Source organism: Aromatoleum evansii, assembly GCF_045689615.1.
Classification (GTDB): Bacteria; Pseudomonadota; Gammaproteobacteria; order Burkholderiales; family Rhodocyclaceae; genus Aromatoleum; species Aromatoleum evansii.
The window spans coordinates 4196966-4214813 of sequence record NZ_CP141259.1; the positions used below are offsets into that span (position 1 = coordinate 4196966).

A 17848-nucleotide genomic window follows, 5' to 3' on the forward strand; every position below is an offset into this window, starting at 1 on the left:
CATGTTCGACAAGGCACGCTACATCGTGGTCGAAGGCCCCATCGGCGCGGGCAAGACCTCGCTCGCACGGCGGCTGGCGGAACGCCTCGACGCGCGGGCGCTGTTCGAGCAGCCCGAACTCAACCCCTTCCTCGGCCGCTTCTACCAGGACGCCGAGCGCTGGGCGATGTCGACCCAGCTGCACTTCCTGTTCCAGCGCTTCGACCAGCTCGGCATCGTCGCCGAGGCGATGGAGAAGCAGCAGCGCGTCGTGTCCGACTTCGTGCTCGACAAGGATCCGCTGTTCGCGGCGCTGAACCTCGCCCCCGACGAGCTCGCGCTCTACCAGCGCGTGTTCGATGCGATGAAGCCCGCAGCCCCGCCGAAGCCCGACCTCATCATCTACCTGCAGGCCAAGCCCGAAACGCTGGTCGAACGCGTGCGCCGGCGCGGCCTCGACACCGAGCGGCGCATCACCGAGCAGTACCTCGAACGCGTCGCCGAACGTTACGCACGCTTCTTTTACCAGTATGACGCAGCGCCGCTGTTCATCGTCGATGCCGAAGTCCTCAACCCGGTCGACCACGATGACGACTTCGAACTCCTGCTCGATCGCCTGCGCAACATGCGCAGCTATCGAGAATTCTTCGGCTACGCCGCCTGAGCGGACGGCCAGCGGACCGAAACGGCCTGCACACGCGCGCAACTCAAGAATGACCCGCGCCTCTTCCGAGGAACCCCGATGAGCTACCTCCAGGACGAAAAACCCGTCACCCTGTCCGAGCTTGCCAAGATGCGCAGCGAAGGGCGCAAGATCGCCATGCTCACCTGCTACGACGCGAGCTTCGCCGCACTGCTCGAACGCGCCGGCGTGGACGTCGCGCTGGTCGGGGACTCCCTCGGCAACGTGGTGCAGGGGCAGAAGTCGACCCTGCCGGTGACGGTCGACCAGATGGTCTACCACACCGAGTGCGTTGCCCGCGCCAACACCCGCCTGTTCATCGTTGCCGACATGTCCTTCGGCAGCTACCAGGAAAGCCCCGAACAGGCGCTGCGCAACGCCGCGCGCCTGATGGCGGCCGGCGCCCACATGGTCAAGCTCGAAGGCGGCGCCTTCATGGCCGAGACCGTGCGCTTCCTCGTCGAACGCGGCGTGCCCGTGTGCGCGCACATCGGCCTCACGCCTCAGTCCGTGAATCAGCTCGGCGGCTACCGCGTGCAGGGCCGCAGCGAAGCGGGCGCCGCGCAGCTCAAGTCCGACGCACACGCGCTCGAACAGGCCGGAGCCGCCCTCATGGTCATGGAGATGGTCCCCGCCACCCTTGCCGGCGAAGTCACCGCCAGCCTCACCTCGATGGCCACGATAGGCATCGGTGCGGGCCCCGCCTGCGACGGCCAGGTGCTCGTGCTGCACGACATGATCGGGGTCTATCCGGGCCGCAAGGCGCGCTTCGTCAAGAATTTCATGCCCGGCGCCGCCAGCATCGAGGAAGCCGTGGCCAATTACGTCCGCGCGGTCAAGGACGGCAGCTTCCCCGCCGCCGAACACTGCTACTGACCGCCCTCCCGAAGGGAATACGCCATGCAGATCCACCGCTCCATCGACAGCCTGCGCGCCGCGCGCAGGGCCGCCGGCAAGGTTGCCTTCGTCCCGACCATGGGCAACCTCCACGACGGCCACATCGATCTCGTGCGCCAGGCGGCCGAGAAGGCCGACAGCGTCATCGCCAGCATCTTCGTCAATCGCCTGCAGTTCGGGCCGAGCGAGGATTTCAACAGCTATCCGCGCACGCTCGCGGCGGACTGCGAGCGGCTCGAGGCAGCAGGCGTCGCGCACGTGTTCGCACCGGACGAGAGCGTGATGTACCCCGAGCCGCAGCATTACCACGTCGACCCCGCGCCGGCGCAGATCAGCATCCTAGAGGGCGAATTCCGCCCCGGCCACTTCCGCGGCGTCGCCACCGTCGTGCTCAAGCTGCTCAACATCGTGCAGCCGGACGTCGCACTATTCGGCAAGAAGGATTACCAGCAGCTCATGGTGCTGAGCAACATGGTGCGCCAGCTCGCGATTCCCGTCGAAGTGCTGCCCGGCGAGACCGTGCGCGCGGCCGACGGGCTCGCGCTGTCCTCGCGCAACGGCTACCTCACGCCCGAAGAACGCGCCGAGGCCCCGCGCCTCTATCGCCAGCTCGCGCGCATCTGCGAGGCCGTGCGCCGCGGCGATCACGACTTCCTCAAGCTCGAGACCGAAGCCGTTGCCGAACTCGCCGCCCACGGCTGGAAGCCCGACTACATCGCCGTACGCCGCCGCGCCGACCTGCAGCCGCCCATGCACGCCGACGATCCCCTGGTGGTGCTCGCCGCCGCCAAGCTCGGGCGCACCCGCCTCATCGACAACCTCGAAATCTGACGCGCCCGGGGCCGCTAGGGCCCCGCCGGTCATTGCGCACTTGCATCCGCGCGCGGTTCGTTTCAAGCTATGCCAGCATGCTCCCGATGTCCGGGAGAACCGCGTGAATGCCTAACACGAACGGAGGGACACGATGCTTGCGACGACAGTGACAGTGCGACAGATTCTCGAACAGAAGGGCTCGACGACGCACTCGGTGACGCCCGGCGTCAGCGTCCTCGACGCCCTTGCAATGATGGCGAAACACGACATCGGCTCGGTGCTGGTCGTCGAGAACGAACGCCTCGTGGGCATCTTCACCGAACGCGACTACGCGCGAAAGCTCGTCCTCAAGGGCCTCAATTCGCGCGAAGCCATCGTAGGCGATGTGATGACCCCCAACGTGTGCACGATCACCCCCGCCCTGGCGATCGACGCGGTGATGAACATCATGACGGAAAACCGCTTCCGTCACCTGCCGGTGGTCGAGCACGGCCGCATCGTCGGCATCGTCACGATCGGCGACGTGGTCAAGTCCATCATCGACCAGCAGGAAAAGACGATCAGCCACCTGTCGAACTACATCGCCGGCGAACTCACCACCTGAACACCACGCGGGCCGCGTACATCGCGGCCCGCTCGTCCTTCAGGCGCGCGCCCGGGACTCAGTCCGCGAGCGCCTTGCCGACGATCTCCGCGACGTCGGGCGAAAGCCCCGGCGTCGCGGCGACCCGCTCGATCTGCGCACGGATGCTCTGCCGCAGAGCCGGCGTGAAGCGCCGCCAGTTCTCCAGCGCCCGCGCCATGCGCGCCGCCACCTGCGGATTGCGGCCATCCAGCGCGATCACCTGATCGGCCCAGAACGCGTGCCCGCTGCCGTCCGGCGCGTGGAACTCGGCCGCGTTCGCACGGAAGAAACTCCCCAGCAGCGCATACACCTTGTTCGGATTGGCGAGACTGAAGGCCGGATCGTCCATCAGCGCGCGCACGCGCCCGAGCACCGGCGCCGCACTTGGGTCCCAGCGCCAGGCCGAGGCCTGCAGCGCGAACCACTTGTCCAGCACCAGGGCATCGTCGCGGTAACGCTCGTGGAAGCGCGACAGCGCCGCCTCACGCGCGGGGCTCGCACTCTGGACCAGGGCGGCGAGCGCACCGAAACCCTCGGTCATGTTGCCGAAGCGCGCGAACCGCGCCTCGGCGCGCGCCAGCCCCTCGGCGACACCGCCGGCCGCGAGATACTTCAGCGCGAGATTGCCCAGCGCACGCCGGCCCGCGTCGCCCGGGTGATAGCGATACTCGCCCGGCACCTCCATTGCCGCCTCGATCGCCAGCCAGTCTGCCGCGAGCCCCGTGCCCAGGTCGCGCATCACGTGCATCAGCGCGACGCGCAGCGCGGCCGGATCGGCGGGCTCCATCCGTTCGAGGAGATAGGTTTCCGACGGCAGCGCCGCGGCCTGCGCGCGGAAGGCCGGGTCGAGCGCCCCGTCGTTCAGGAGGGCGCGGAATGCCGCGGCGAATGCGTCCGGCAGCGCCGGCGCACGCCCTGCGGCGACATCCGCCGCGAGCGCGAGGATCACGCGCTCCGCGTAACGCTGCGCGGCGTCCCAGCGGTTGAAGGCATCGGCGTCGTGCGCCATGCGGAATGCCAGCCGCTCGTCGCTCTCGTCCAGTTCGAGGACCACCGGCGCAGAGAACCCGCGCAGCACCGAAGGCACCGGCTCGGCGGCCAGGCCGGTGAAGCGGAAAGTCTGCTCCGCCTCCGAGAGCACCAGCACGCGCGTCGTCGCGCCGCCGTGGTTTTCCCCGTCCAGGCTCAGGGGCAGATCCTTGCCGTCCGGTCCGATGAGGCCCACCGCAACCGGGATCACCAGCGGCGACTTGTCGGGCTGCCCCGGCGTCGGCGGCGTGTGCTGCGACAGCGTCAGCGTGTAGCTGCCGTCCGTCGCGTCCCACGTGCCGGACGCCTTCACCCGCGGCGTGCCGGCCTGGCTGTACCAGAGCATGAACTGGTCGAGCTCGTAACCGTTCGCCTCCGCCATGCAGTCGACGAAGTCGTCGCAGGTCACCGCCAGGCCGTCGTGATAGCTGAAGTACAGGTCCATGCCGTTGCGGAAACCCTCCGCGCCCAGCAGGGTATGCAGCATGCGGATGACTTCGGCACCCTTCTCGTACACCGTCGCGGTGTAGAAGTTGTTGATCTCCTGGTAGCTCTCCGGCCGGATGGGATGCGCCATCGGCCCCGCGTCCTCGGGGAACTGCGCCGCGCGCAGGACGCGCACGTCGTCGATGCGCTTGACCGCCCGTGCCGACGCTGCGCCCGCCTCGCCCGCCGCCCGGGCCAGCATGTCCGCGGAGAACTGCTGGTCGCGGAACACCGTCAGGCCTTCCTTGAGCGTGAGCTGGAACCAGTCGCGGCAGGTCACGCGGTTGCCGGTCCAGTTGTGGAAGTACTCGTGTGCGACGACGCTCTCGATGTTTTCATAATCGACGTCGGTCGCCGTGTCGGGCTTCGCCAGCACGTACTTCGCGTTGAAGATGTTGAGACCCTTGTTCTCCATCGCGCCCATGTTGAAGTCGCTGACGGCGACGATCATGAAGCGGTCCAGGTCGAGCTCCAGGCCGAACACCTCCTCGTCCCAGCGCAGCGAATGCACCAGGGAGTCCAGCGCGTGCGGGGTGCGGTCGAGATTGCCCTCCTCCACCCATACCTGCAGCAGCACCTCGCGCCCCGACGCCGTTTCGACACGGCGCTCCAGCGCGACCAGCTTCGCCGCGACCAGCGCGAAGAGATATGACGGCTTGGGGAAGGGATCGACCCACTTCGCAAAGTGGCGGCCACCTTCGAGCGCCCCCTGCGCGACCAGATTGCCGTTCGACAGCAGCACCGGATATTCGGCCGCGTCCGCGTCCAGCGTCACCGTGAAGCATGTCATCGCATCGGGGCGGTCCGGGAAATAAGTGATGCGCCGGAAGCCCTCGGCCTCGCACTGCGTGAAGAAGCCGCCGCGCGACACATACAGGCCCGACAGCGCGGTGTTCGCCTGCGGATTGATGCGCGTGACGATGCCGATCTCCACGCGGTCGGCATCGAGCGCGATCTCCAGCCAGCCCTCGCCCCGCTTGAGCTGGCCGTCTTCAGCCGGGCGACCGTCGATGCTCACGCTCACCAGCTCGAGCTCCTCGCCCAGCAGGCGCAGGGGCTCGGCCCGCGACGCGCGACGGACGCAGCGCATCCGGCTCGTCACCAGGGTTGCCACGGGGTCGAGCGCGAAATGCAGCTCGATGTCTTCGATGTTCCACGCCAGGGGCGTGTAGTCGGATCGTTGGATGGTCGGGGCGTGTTCGCTTTTCATTCTTTCTCCGGTTGTCCGGCCGCTATGGGGACAAGCCGCGAGTATACGCCCCCCGCGCCGAGCGACGCCCGCCTCAGGGCAGCAGGACGATGCGCGTGCCGGCAAGCCGGTCGTGCAGGAACTGGCGATCGCGATCGACCAGCGCCCACGCGAGCCCCAGGCCGAAACACAGCAGCGACGGCCACGCCAGCGTGTAGCGCAGCCAGCCCGTCGCCACGCTGGGAGCGTGACCGTCGGCGGTGACGAGGCGCAGCTTCCAGGTCTGCATCGCGAGCGTCTGGCCACGGCGCCGCCAGTACCAGATGAAGTACGCCCCCAGGGCGAGGTAGATGTGCAGCCATGCAACCCACCCGGCCGGCGCGATGCCGAAGAAGACGCCGAGCAACAGATACGGAACCATGAAGACCAGCGCGAGCACGCCCAGCAGCAGCAGGGCCTCGTACAGCAGGCTGGCGAGCCGGCGGCGCAGGCCGGCCAGTTCCACCGCCTGCACCTGGGGTGCGGAACGGGATTGAAGCTTGCGTGACGGATCCGGAGCGTTGCGACTGGAGACTGTTTTCTTCATTACTTGTTGCCGCGCACGGGCGGTCGTTGAAGGGGGCGCACGATGCGCGGGCCGGACTTGAGCTGGCGCTCTTCGGGCGAGATGCTGCGGTAGCGCTGCCACTGCTCCTGCAGCGATTCGCGCCGCTCGCGCGGCATGCTGCGCAGTGCGCGGTACTGATCGCGGGCGCGCTCGCGCTGGTCGGGCCGCAGATTTGCCCAGTCACGCATGCGCGCACTGATACGCGCCTGCTCTTCGGGCGTCAGACGCGAATATCGGTCGGCCACCCCCAGCCAGCGCTGGCGCTGGACTTCGCTCATTGCGTTCCAGTCGTCCGACAGCGGCGCGAGCACCGAACGCTGCGCAGCGGTCAGCCCCGACCACGAGGGCGCGCCGATCGGCGCGACCGCGAGGACCGGACCGCTCAGGGCGGCCGCAAGGATCAGGATTGCGAGTCGTCCTGCAGCCATGCCTTGAAATTCGAGTCGAGATAGGCGTCGATCGGCAGGTCGTCGATCAGCAGCGCCGTATCGACCTCCTCCATTTCGTTCACACGCAGCCAGGTCGTCCAGTAATCGCCCGCCAGCACGGCGACGAGGATCGCGGCGGCGACCGCTGCCGGCCTCATCATGGGCGGGAACAGCCGCCGCAGCGCACTGGCGATCCGTGCGCCGACACTTGGCAGCGCCGGTCTGTGCGCCGCAAGCGCACGCTCGCGCGCGAGCCGCAGACGGTCCGCGACGTCGCCGTCAACGCCGCGCGCCGCGACCGAAAGCTGAGCCGCGACCTTGCGGGCAAAAGCCTCCTCGTTCATAACTCGATTCCCTTCGCTTTCAGGGCCGCCGCCAGCGTCTGCGTGGCGCGCGAACAATGGGTTTTCACGCTCCCCTCCGAGCAGCCCATCGCGGCGGCAGTCTCGGAAATGTCCATTTCTTCCCAATAACGCATGATGAAGGCTTCGCGTTGACGGGGCGGCAGGCGCTCGATCTCGCGCTCGATCGCTGCCAGCATGCGGGTGCGCTCGTATTGCCCGTGCGGGGTGTCGGCCCTCGCCTCGTCGGGCGCACCTGCGAGGGTGTCGAGCGGATCGTTGTCGCTATCCTGCTCGTCGTCACCGACGAAGGACGACAGCAGCGTCGTCCACGTGTTGCGCACCTTCTGCCGCCGCAGTGCGTCATAGATGACGTTCTGCAGGATGCGCTGGAACAGCATCGGATATTCGCTCGCAGGCCGCTCGCCATAGCTGACCGAGAGCTTGAGCATCGCATCCTGCACCGCATCCAGGGCCGCGTCGTCATTGCGCAGCGCATACACCGCCTGCTTGAAAGCGCGCTTTTCGACACCCTGGAGAAAGGCGGAGAGTTCTGCCCGGTTAGCCAGTTCTGGATCCTTATGAAAACCGGTTATTCAGGCCATTGTGCGATGCCGCAGCAGCCTTGACCAAACTGCGCCTGACCGGTAACGTTCAGCGTTTCGGAACGTAAGAATAGCGAGTTTGCGATGGTGCTGACTGGAGCGGAAATTGTAATCAGGTGTCTGCAGGAAGAAAAGGTCGATTACGTCTTCGGCTATCCGGGCGGCGCGGTACTCTACATCTATGACGCGCTGTTCAACCAGGACAAGGTGCGCCACGTCCTCGTGCGCCACGAGCAGGCCGCGGTGCATGCCGCCGACGGCTACGCCCGCAGCACCGAGAACGTCGGTGTCGCGCTGGTGACCTCGGGCCCGGGCGCGACCAACGCGGTTACCGGCATCGCCACCGCCTACTGCGACTCGATCCCGATGGTCATCATCAGCGGCCAGGTCCCGACCGCCGCGATCGGCCAGGACGCCTTCCAGGAGGTCGACACGGTCGGCATCACCCGTCCCTGCGTCAAGCACAACTTCCTCGTCAAGGACGTGCGCGACATCGCCGCGACGATGAAGAAGGCCTTCTACCTCGCGAAGACGGGCCGCCCCGGTCCGGTGCTGGTCGACATTCCCAAGGACGTGTCGATGCACAAGTGCGAGTTCGAGTACCCGAAAGAGGTCTCGATGCGCTCGTACAACCCCGTCATCAAGGGGCACCAGGGCCAGATCCGCAAGGCCGTGCAGCTGCTGCTCGAAGCCAAGCGCCCGATGATCTACACCGGCGGCGGCGTGGTGCTCGCGAACGCGGCCGAGCAGCTCACCAAGCTCACGCGCATGCTGGGCTTCCCCATCACCAACACGCTGATGGGCCTGGGCGGCTACCCCGCGAGCGATCGCCAGTACCTCGGCATGCCCGGCATGCACGGCACCTACGAAGCCAACATGGCGATGCACTACAGCGACGTGCTGCTCGCCGTCGGCGCCCGCTTCGATGACCGCGTGATCGGCAACCCGGACCACTTCGCCGAAGAGCCGCGCAAGATCATCCACGTCGACATCGACCCTTCGTCGATCTCGAAGCGCGTGAAGGTCGACGTGCCCATCGTCGGCGACCTCAAGGAAGTGCTCGAGGAGATGATCCGCCAGCTCGAGGCCAACGCCGCCCGCCCGAACCCCGAGACGCTCGGCTCGTGGTGGAAGCAGGTCGACGAATGGCGCAGCCGCGAGTGCATGAAGTACAAGAACTCGGACGAGATCATCAAGCCGCAGTTCGTGATCCAGAAGCTGTGGGAAGTCACCGGCGGCGAGGCCATCGTGACCTCCGACGTGGGCCAGCACCAGATGTGGGCATCCCAGTACTACCGCTTCGACAAGCCGCGCCGCTGGCTCAACTCGGGCGGCCTCGGCACGATGGGTGTGGGCCTGCCGTACGCGATGGGCGCCCAGCTCGCCAATCCGGACAAGCAGATCGCATGCGTGACGGGTGAAGCCTCGATCCAGATGAACATCCAGGAGCTGTCGACCTGCAAGCAGTTCCGCCTGCCGATCAAGATCTGCAACCTGAACAACCGCTACCTCGGCATGGTGCGCCAGTGGCAGCAGCTCTTCCACGGCGAGCGCTACTCCGAGTCCTACATGGATTCGCTGCCCGACTTCGCCAAGCTCGCCGAAGCCTACGGCCACGTCGGCCTGCGCGTCGAGCGCCCGTCGGACGTGGAGGGCGCGCTGCGCGAGGCCTTCGCACGCAAGAACGATCTGGTGTTCCTCGACTTCCAGATCGACCAGACCGAAAACGTGTACCCCATGGTTCAGGGCGGCAAGGGGCTCACCGAGATGATCCTGTCCGCCGAAGACCTGTAAGCATCGACCAGAGACAATAAATGAGACACGTCATCTCCCTGCTGATCGAGAACGAATCGGGCGCCCTGTCGCGCGTGTCGGGCCTGTTTTCCGCCCGCGGCTACAACATCGAATCCCTGACCGTCGCGCCGACCGAGGATGCCTCGATGTCGCGCATGACTATCGTCACCACCGGATCGGACGACATCATCGAGCAGATCACCAAGCAGCTGAACAAGCTCGTCGAGGTGGTCAAGGTCGTCGATATCTCTGAGGCCGCGCACATCGAGCGCGAGCTGATGCTCACCAAGGTCCGCGCAACCGGCAAGGACCGCGAGGAGATGAAGCGCATGGCGGAGATCTTCCGCGCGCGCATCATCGACGTCACCGACACGTCCTACGTCATCGAACTGACCGGCAACCAGTCGAAGCTCGATGCCTTCATCAGCGCCATCGACCCGGCGCTGATCCTTGAAACGGTGCGCTCCGGCGTCTGCGGCGTCGGCCGCGGCGACCGCATCCTGAAGGTCTGACCCCGGCCCCGCGCCCCTTCCGGACAAGCACCCAAGCGTTTGCGACCGGCATGCCCGCCGCTATCATGGCGGGCGCCGGAAGACATCCCCACCGAAAGCAAAAAGGAAAAGCATGAAAGTCTATTACGACAAGGACGCCGATCTCTCCCTCATCAAGGGCAAGAAGATCAGCATCATCGGCTACGGCTCGCAGGGCCACGCCCACGCCCAGAACCTGAAGGATTCGGGCTGCAAGGTCACCGTCGGCCTGCGCAAGGACGGCGCCTCGTGGAAGAAGGCCGAAGCGGCCGGCCTGAAGGTCGAGGAAGTCGCCAAGGCCGTCAAGGGCGCCGACGTCGTCATGATCCTGCTGCCGGACGAGAACATCCCGGGCGTGTATTACAACGACATCGAGCCGAACATCAAGAAGGGTGCGACCCTCGCCTTCGCGCACGGCTTCAATGTGCACTACAACCAGGTGGTGCCGCGCGAGGACCTCGACGTGATCATGGTCGCCCCCAAGGGTCCCGGCCACACCGTGCGCTCCGAGTACCTGAAGGGCGGTGGCGTGCCCTCGCTGATCGCCGTCCATCAGGACCGTTCGGGCAAGGCCAAGGACATCGCGCTGTCGTACGCGGCGGCCAACGGCGGCACCAAGGGCGGCGTGATCGAGACCAACTTCCGTGAAGAGACCGAAACCGACCTGTTCGGCGAGCAGGCCGTGCTGTGCGGCGGCGCCGTCGAGCTGGTGAAGATGGGCTTCGAGACGCTGACCGAAGCCGGTTACGCGCCGGAGATGGCCTATTTCGAGTGCCTGCACGAGCTCAAGCTGATCGTCGACCTGATGTACGAGGGCGGCATCGCCAACATGAACTACTCGATCTCGAACAACGCCGAGTACGGCGAGTACGTGACCGGCCCGGAAGTCATCAACGCACAGTCGCGCGAAGCCATGCGCGCCGCGCTGAAGCGCATCCAGACCGGCGAGTACGCCAAGATGTTCATCCAGGAAGGCAAGACCAACTACCCGTCGATGACCGCGCGTCGCCGTCTGAACGCAGCCCACCCGATCGAGCAGGTCGGTGGCCAGCTGCGCGACATGATGCCCTGGATCAAGAAGAACAAGCTGGTCGACCAGTCGAAGAACTGAGCCGCATCGGCATAACAGGCCGGGCTGCGCCGTGCGCGCGGGCCCGGCCTTTTTCATATCGGATTCGCCATGTCCAACAGCAACTATCCTCATCCCATCCTCGCTCGCGAAGGCTGGCCGTTCATCGCGATCGCGCTGGTCGTCGCGCTGGTGATCAACACCTCGGCAGGCTTCGGCTGGGCCCTGCCCTTCTGGATCGTGTTCGCGTTCGTCGTGCAGTTCTTCCGCGACCCGCCGCGCCCGATCCCGCAAGGAGCCAAGGATGTCCTGTCGCCGGCCGACGGCCGCATCGTGGCGATCGAGCCGGTGCGCGACCCATACCTCGACCGCGACTGCGTGAAGATCAGCGTGTTCATGAACGTCTTCAACGTCCATTCGAACCGCATCCCGGTCGATGGTGAAGTCAAGCAGCGCTGGTACAACGCCGGACGCTTCGTGAACGCCGCGCTGGACAAGGCCTCGGTCGAGAACGAACGCAACGCGCTGCACCTGGTGACGCGCGACGGTCAGGACGTGACCTGCGTGCAGGTCGCCGGCCTCGTCGCCCGCCGTATCCTGTGCTACGTCGAACCGGGCGCCAAGGTGGCGCGCGGCCAGCGCTACGGCTTCATCCGCTTCGGTTCGCGCGTCGACCTCTACCTGCCGCCGGGCACGCGCGCGCGCGTGACGATCGGCGACAAGGTCTCGGCCTCCAGCACCATCCTCGCCGAGCTTCCCTGATCGCGCAGCGCCGACGGGGCGGTCATCCCGGCCGCCCGTCGCTGCGTTAGAATCGGCAACCGGCCACCACGCGCACCGGCCCTGCGCAGGAACGTCATATTCCATGCCACTGATCTCGAACGAAAAACGCCGCCGCGGCATCTACATCCTGCCCAACCTGTTCACCACCGCCGCCCTGTTCGCCGGCTTCTACGCGATCGTGCAGGCGATGAATCAACGCTTCGAGGTAGCGGCCGTGGCGATCTTCGTGGCGATGGTGCTCGACGGCCTGGATGGCCGCGTCGCGCGCCTGACGCGCACGCAGAGCGCCTTCGGCGCCGAGTACGATTCGCTGTCCGACATGGTGTCCTTCGGCGCGGCCCCCGCACTGGTGGTGTATGAGTGGGCGCTCAAGGACACCGGGAAGTTCGGCTGGATCGCCGCCTTCATCTACTGCGCGGGCGCGGCGCTGCGCCTGGCCCGTTTCAACACCAACATCGACGTCGTCGACAAGCGCTTCTTCCAGGGCCTGCCGAGCCCGGCTGCGGCCGCGCTGGTGGCCGGCCTGGTGTGGGTCGTCACCGACCTGGGTCTTGCCGGCCAGGACGTGCGCTGGCTTGCGGGGATGCTCACGATCTTCGCCGGCGTGTCGATGGTCAGCAACGTGCTGTTCTGGAGCGGCAAGGACATCAACCTGCGCAAGAGCGTGCCCTTCATCGTCGTGATCGCGCTGGTGATGGCGTTCGCCCTGGTGTCGAGCTACCCGCCGGGCGTGCTCTTCGGACTCTTCCTCGTCTACGCCGGCTCCGGCTACGTCGTGTATGCGATGCGCTGGATGAAGCAGCGGCGCGGAGGAACGGGTGCTGCCGCACCTGCGCCGCAGGCTGCGGGCGACGCCGCGGACGAAGAGGACTCCGCGTCGAAATAGGCGACGCATGGCGGACGCGCGCGCGTCCGCCCTCTCCCGGCCACCGCCTCCTGCCGGGCGCCCGATTCCCGGGCTTTCACGAATTCTTCACCAGGTCTTGAGCGCCGCTTGACGGCCGGACTGCGAGCATCCACGCCTGCCCGCATCCGGAGTCCTGCATGTCCGCCCAGCCCTTCGCCCTGCCCACAAGCCGCAAGCTCAACGCCTACTTCCTGATCACCTGGCTGGTGGCGCTGGCGCAGCTGTTCTCGCAGCAGGGGGCGAGTGACTATGCGACTCCCGCGGTGGCCGGTTGGACGCTCGCGGCGACGCTGTCCTACGCCTTCATGTACCTGCTGCCAGGTGTCGCCATCGGGCATGGACTGCGCCGGCTGCTGGGCACCCGGAAGTCCTTTCGACGCGGACCCTCGATCCTGGGCGCAACGATGATCGCGCTGACCGGGCTCACGCAGGTGCTGCTCTTCGCCGACCGCGTGATCCATGAAATGTACGGCTTCCACATCAACGGCTTCGTCGTGAACCTGGTGTTCACGCCGGGCGGCATCGCCTCGCTCGGCGCCGGCCGCAGCACCGAGATCACCGCCGGCGCGATCGTCCTCGCGCTGTGCGCGCTGCAGGCGGCAGCCTGGGTGTGGGTGATGCGGCGCAACGCGAGCGCGGGCGGGTGGAGGCTGCGCGGGGCGTGGGCGATCGCGCTGTTCTTCGTGCTGACCACCGGCGAGCGCATCGCCTACGGCTACAGCGAGATGTCGAACTACCAGCCTATCCTGTTCGCCAGCGAGCACTTTCCCCTGTACCAGCCGCTGACCTTCCGCAACTTCGCGCAGAACCTGGGCGTCAAGGTGGATCAGGCCGGCGCGCGCAGCATGCAGGTGCGCGACGAGAGCCTGAGCTATCCGCAGCAGCCGCTGCGCGTGGTCGCGCCGGAGAAACCCCTGAACATCGTGTGGCTGGTCGCGGAGTCGCTCCGCTTCGACATGCTCGACCCCAAGATCATGCCACGCCTGTGGGCATTCTCGAACGACGCCGTGCGCCTGGAGAAGCACTTCAGCGGCGGCAACATGACGCAGATGGGCGTGTTCTCGATGTTCTACGGCCTGTACGGCAACTACTGGTTCCCGATGCTGGCCGCACGCCGGGCGCCGGTGCTGATGGACGTGCTTCAGCAGCAGAACTACCAGTTCAGCCTGAACACCAGCCAACGCTTCACCTACCCGGCCTTCGACAAGACGGTGTTCGCCAACATGCGGGCGGAAGACCTGCATCCGCTGGAAGGCGGCGCACCGGCCTGGCAGCGCGACGTGCGCAACATTGATGCGCTGATCGACTTCATCGACAAGCGCGATCCGACCCGGCCGTTCATGACCTACATGTTCTTCGAGTCGACGCACGCGAACTACGACTATCCGCCCGAGGCCGAGATCGCGACCCCGGTGCTGCAGGACTTCAACTACCTGACGGCGGACTTCGGCGCGCAGATCGGGCAGATCAAGAACCGCTACATCAACGCTGCGCATCACGTCGACGGCCAGATCGGACGCATGATCGATCACCTCGGCAAGCGCGGCCTGCTCGAACGCACCATCGTGATCGTGCTCGGCGACCACGGCGAGGAATTCATGGAAGTCAGCCGTTGGGGGCACAGTGCCGAGTTCAACCGCTTCCAGACGAGCACGCCGGGGGTCATCCGCGTTCCCGGCCGGGCGCCGCGCGTCGTCGCCGGCATCACCAGCCACCTCGACCTTCCCGCGACCCTGATGCCGCTGCTCGGCGTGCAGAATCCCGCCGAGGATTACTCGCTGGGCCATGACCTACTCGCCCCGGATTTTCACCGCGATTACGCGGTGGCGGCGGACTGGAACCGCCTCGCCTACATTGGCAACGACTACAAGGTGACCTTCCCGGTCAACGCGATCGGCGCCGTGCGCAACGAGGCGACCGACGGCGACGATCGCCCGCTCGCCAGCGCGGACGAGGCGATCACCTCGATCCGTTCGGCAATGATGGAGATCATGGCCAATCTGGCGCGATTCAGTCGACACCGCGGATAATGACGGGGGCCTCACCCCCTGCCCCGGACTGGAGACTGGAATCCGCATGCGGCTACTGCTGGTGGAAGACAACCGCGACATTCTTGCGAATCTCGCGGATTACCTCGCGCTCAAGGGCTACGAGGTCGATTGCGCACAGGACGGGCTGACCGGCCTGCATCTGGCCGCGACCCAGCACTACGACCTGATCGTGCTCGACGTGATGCTACCGGGCATGGACGGCTTCACGCTGTGCCAGCGCCTGCGCGACAGCGAGCGCAGCCACGTTCCCGTGATCATGCTGACCGCACGCGACACGCTCGATGACCGGCTGCAGGGCTTTCGCACCGGCGCGGACGATTATTTGACCAAACCCTTCGCCCTGTCCGAGCTCGCGGCGCGCATTGCCGCCGTCCTCAAGCGCAGCCGCGGCGGCGGCCGGCGCGTGCTCAGCGTCGCGGACCTGGAGTACGACCTCGACACGCTCGCGGTCATGCGCGCGGGGCAGGCCCTGCACGTCGGCCCGATCGGCCTCAAGCTCCTCGAACTGCTGATGCAGAAGAGCCCCGGCGTGGTCCGGCGCGAGGCGCTGGAGAGCGCGCTGTGGGGCGATTCGCCCCCGGACAGCGACAGCCTGCGCAGCCACATCCACACGCTGCGACAGCAGATCGACAAGCCCTTCGGCAACCCGCTGCTGCATACCGTGCACGGCGTCGGCTACCGGCTTGCCGCAGCCTGATGGTACGCACGGGCGAAACCCTGCGCACCGCAACACAGCGAAAGGGCTGACATGGCGGCACCCCAGAGCCTCGCTTCGCGCATCGTCGCAGCCTTCGTGCTGATGGCCGCCGTCGTGGCCGGCCTCTTCGCGCTGATCGTCGTCAACGCCATCAACACGGTGGAAACCCGTTTGGTGAGCGATGCGATGAACCGCCAGCTCGACTTCATCATCGAGGAATCGGACGAGGGACGGTTTCCGGCGCTGGGACCCGGTCTGGACCTCTATGTCGCACCGGTCGGAGCGAGTGCCTCGCTGCCTGCGTGGCTCGCGCCGCTGCGCGAAGGTCTGCATGAAATCGAGAACGACGACGAGGCCTATCACGTGCAGGTGCGCGACCGGGACGGCAAACGCTATGTCCTCGTACTCGACCAGGAGGACTTCGAGCGGCGCGAGACGATGCTGTTCGTCGCGGTCGCGGCGGGCGTCGTGATCTCCATCCTCGCCGCAGCCCTGCTCGGGCGGGCGCTCGCGCGCACCGTGATCTCGCCGGTGGTGCGCCTGTCGGGACAGGTACAGCACCGCGACCAACTGCTTCCGCTCGCACCGCCACTCGCCGCCGAGTATGCCGAGGACGAAGTCGGAAAGCTGGCCTCCGCCTTCGACGAGACGCTCGGGAGCCTGCGCGAGGCGCTCGAACGCGAGCAGCTCTTCACCAGCGACGTGAGCCACGAGCTGCGCACGCCGCTGATGGTGATCGCCAGCTCGTGCGAACTGCTCGAGGCGCAGGGCCTCACGCCGCAACAGCGCGCGCAGGTCGAACGCGTCGGCCGCGCCTGCGCCGAGATGCAGGAACTGGTGGAGACCTTCCTCGGCCTCGCGCGTGCGCCGCAAGAGCGCGGCACGAAGCTCGCGGGCACCTCGCTCGCCGCGGTGGCGACCGAGCAGCTGCATCGCTGGCAACCGGAGGCGGCGCAGCGCGGCCTCGCGCTGGACCTCGTCAGCGAAAGCGTCGACGACGGCATCTATCCGGCCCCCCTGCTGCGCGCGGTGATGACGAATCTCGTGCGCAACGCGATCCACTATACCGACGAGGGCTTCGTGCGCGTGGTGCTGCGAGATGGCGGCTTTTCGGTGCTGGATTCCGGCGCCGGCATTCCCGAGGCGGAGCGGGCGCTGGTGTTCCGTCCGTTCGCGCGCGGCGGCAGCACCCGCGGGGACGGCATCGGCATCGGGTTGTCGCTGGTGCAGCGCATCTGCGACCGGCAGGGGTGGCGGATCACCCTGGCCCCGCGCGAGGGCTGCGGTTGCGAATTCCGGGTGGAGCTGCGCTCCGCCTGATGTGGAGCCGGGCCGCGGCGGCGGCCCGGCTGCCGTTCAGCGCGTGAGCTCGGAGGTGAGCTTCTTCAGGTCCAGCGTGCGGGCACGCTCGGCGATTTCGGGTGCGTAGCGCTGCTGCAATCCCTTGGCGTTGTCGAAGAGCTGGCCGAAGGCGGACTTCAGGGCGGTCCCGTCCAGACGCCGGCCGTCCGCGTAGTAGCGCTTCGCGACGTGCCCCAGCGCATACGTCGTCGCGAAGGAGAACGCCGACCCGGTCGCCTCGCTGCCTATCGTGCGGCCGACCTTGCCTAGCACCTTGCCCAGCAGGCCGCCGACGAGCTTGCGGCCGAACTGCTCGACATATTGCGAGGTCAGGCCGACGCCGACGGTCGCGAGGAAGTCGGTGATGTGGCCGCGGTCGAGCTCGAAGCCGTGGGCCTTGCCGACGCGATACACGAGACGGGTCTGCAGCGGAATGATCGCCATCGACGCGAGCGACTCGGGCAGCAGTTCGAGCGCACCGTTGAGGATCGCGGCATTGAGGATCATCTTGTCCAGCTCGGCCTGATCGGGCCCGGCCGGCATCGGGGCTGAAGCCAGCTCCGGCAAGGGCTTGTCGACCGGCGCTCCGGCGAGCGCGTCGGCCTGGTTCACGATCGCGTCCGCGTCGCTGCGCCCGAGCTGCAGAAGGGCGCCGAGGCGCTCGAGGAAGGCCGTCTCGCCGGCATTGTGCACGCCGTCGGCATCGCACACGCCGACCGCCATCTCGAAGGCGAGCTGGCGCATCTCGGGCGTATCCAGTCCGGCAGCGGCCTGCTCGAGTGTCACGCGCTTGAGCAGGACGTCCTGGTACAGCGACATGACGTCAAGGCCGGTACCGGCCGACAGCGACTCGGCGGTGCGCCGCACATGCTCGCGCTCGCGCGGGTCGTTGTGGCCGTCGGCGAAGGCCGCCATGAGGCAGACGGTGATCAGGGAGCGGTTCTGTTCGGGAGTCATCGTTTCTCTTCTCGCTGCAACAATAGGGTTTCAGTTGG

Annotated in this window: 18 protein-coding genes; 12 read left to right on the forward strand and 6 right to left on the reverse strand. The window is 66.9% G+C overall.

The features are described 5' to 3' along the window. The first annotated feature begins 1 nt into the window (after nt 1). The 4 genes from U5817_RS19645 (at nt 2) to U5817_RS19660 (ending at nt 2975) form a co-directional block, all read left to right on the forward strand. A complete protein-coding gene (locus tag U5817_RS19645) occupies nt 2-643 on the forward strand; it encodes a deoxynucleoside kinase (RefSeq protein WP_169126181.1) in 642 nt (213 codons plus the stop codon). Between the two features lie 78 nt (nt 644-721). Next, nucleotides 722-1537: a 3-methyl-2-oxobutanoate hydroxymethyltransferase gene (panB, locus tag U5817_RS19650; RefSeq protein ID WP_169126180.1), complete on the forward strand. Its 816-nt coding sequence runs from the start codon at nt 722-724 to the stop codon at nt 1535-1537. A 24-nt stretch (nt 1538-1561) separates the two neighbouring features. Further along, nucleotides 1562-2389: a pantoate--beta-alanine ligase gene (panC, locus tag U5817_RS19655; RefSeq protein WP_169126179.1), complete on the forward strand. Its 828-nt coding sequence runs from the start codon at nt 1562-1564 to the stop codon at nt 2387-2389. 133 nt (nt 2390-2522) lie between these two features. Beyond that, nucleotides 2523-2975, forward strand: coding sequence for a CBS domain-containing protein (locus U5817_RS19660; RefSeq protein WP_407278515.1), 453 nt, complete (start codon nt 2523-2525; stop codon nt 2973-2975). Between the two features lie 58 nt (nt 2976-3033). Here U5817_RS19660 and pepN read toward each other — a convergent pair whose 3' ends face one another. The 5 genes from pepN to U5817_RS19685 form a co-directional block, all read right to left on the reverse strand. Continuing rightward, entirely contained in the window at nt 3034-5721 is a 2688-nt protein-coding gene (gene pepN, locus U5817_RS19665; protein WP_407278516.1) for an aminopeptidase N, read from the reverse strand. Nucleotides 5722-5794: 73 nt separating this feature from the next. Next, nucleotides 5795-6286 carry an RDD family protein gene (locus U5817_RS19670; protein ID WP_169126176.1) on the reverse strand — a complete coding sequence of 164 codons (492 nt, stop codon included), beginning with the start codon at nt 6284-6286 and terminating at the stop codon, nt 5795-5797. After that, entirely contained in the window at nt 6286-6735 is a 450-nt protein-coding gene (locus U5817_RS19675) for a DUF3106 domain-containing protein (RefSeq protein ID WP_169126175.1), read from the reverse strand. Before U5817_RS19675 ends, U5817_RS19670 begins: the two co-directional genes overlap by 1 nt. Continuing rightward, complete coding sequence (locus U5817_RS19680) at nt 6708-7079, reverse strand: DUF3619 family protein (protein ID WP_169126174.1); 372 nt, start codon at nt 7077-7079, stop codon at nt 6708-6710. Before U5817_RS19680 ends, U5817_RS19675 begins: the two co-directional genes overlap by 28 nt. Further along, nucleotides 7076-7672, reverse strand: coding sequence for an RNA polymerase sigma factor (locus U5817_RS19685; protein ID WP_407281105.1), 597 nt, complete (start codon nt 7670-7672; stop codon nt 7076-7078). Before U5817_RS19685 ends, U5817_RS19680 begins: the two co-directional genes overlap by 4 nt. A 93-nt stretch (nt 7673-7765) precedes the next feature. On the opposite strand from U5817_RS19685, the gene U5817_RS19690 reads away from it, so the two are divergent. The 8 genes from U5817_RS19690 (at nt 7766) to U5817_RS19725 (ending at nt 16832) form a co-directional block, all read left to right on the forward strand. After that, nucleotides 7766-9475, forward strand: coding sequence for an acetolactate synthase 3 catalytic subunit (locus U5817_RS19690; protein WP_169126173.1), 1710 nt, complete (start codon nt 7766-7768; stop codon nt 9473-9475). 20 nt (nt 9476-9495) lie between these two features. Continuing rightward, on the forward strand, nt 9496-9987 hold the full coding sequence (gene ilvN / locus U5817_RS19695) for an acetolactate synthase small subunit (protein ID WP_050417078.1): 492 nt from the start codon (nt 9496-9498) through the stop codon (nt 9985-9987). 112 nt (nt 9988-10099) lie between these two features. Beyond that, nucleotides 10100-11116: a ketol-acid reductoisomerase gene (ilvC, locus tag U5817_RS19700; protein WP_169126172.1), complete on the forward strand. Its 1017-nt coding sequence runs from the start codon at nt 10100-10102 to the stop codon at nt 11114-11116. 69 nt (nt 11117-11185) lie between these two features. Then, complete coding sequence (locus U5817_RS19705; protein WP_169126171.1) at nt 11186-11836, forward strand: phosphatidylserine decarboxylase; 651 nt, start codon at nt 11186-11188, stop codon at nt 11834-11836. A gap of 103 nt (nt 11837-11939) precedes the next feature. After that, nucleotides 11940-12743: a CDP-diacylglycerol--serine O-phosphatidyltransferase gene (pssA, locus tag U5817_RS19710; protein WP_169126170.1), complete on the forward strand. Its 804-nt coding sequence runs from the start codon at nt 11940-11942 to the stop codon at nt 12741-12743. Nucleotides 12744-12901: 158 nt separating this feature from the next. Next, nucleotides 12902-14794: a sulfatase-like hydrolase/transferase gene (locus U5817_RS19715; RefSeq protein ID WP_407278517.1), complete on the forward strand. Its 1893-nt coding sequence runs from the start codon at nt 12902-12904 to the stop codon at nt 14792-14794. A 46-nt stretch (nt 14795-14840) separates the two neighbouring features. Next, nucleotides 14841-15512 carry a response regulator transcription factor gene (locus U5817_RS19720; protein ID WP_169126168.1) on the forward strand — a complete coding sequence of 224 codons (672 nt, stop codon included), beginning with the start codon at nt 14841-14843 and terminating at the stop codon, nt 15510-15512. A gap of 51 nt (nt 15513-15563) precedes the next feature. Further along, nucleotides 15564-16832 (forward strand): sensor histidine kinase, encoded by a 1269-nt coding sequence (locus U5817_RS19725; RefSeq protein WP_407278518.1) that lies wholly within the window; start codon nt 15564-15566, stop codon nt 16830-16832. 36 nt (nt 16833-16868) lie between these two features. Here U5817_RS19725 and U5817_RS19730 read toward each other — a convergent pair whose 3' ends face one another. After that, nucleotides 16869-17810 (reverse strand): YcjF family protein, encoded by a 942-nt coding sequence (locus U5817_RS19730; protein WP_407278519.1) that lies wholly within the window; start codon nt 17808-17810, stop codon nt 16869-16871. Nucleotides 17811-17848 lie beyond the last annotated feature (38 nt).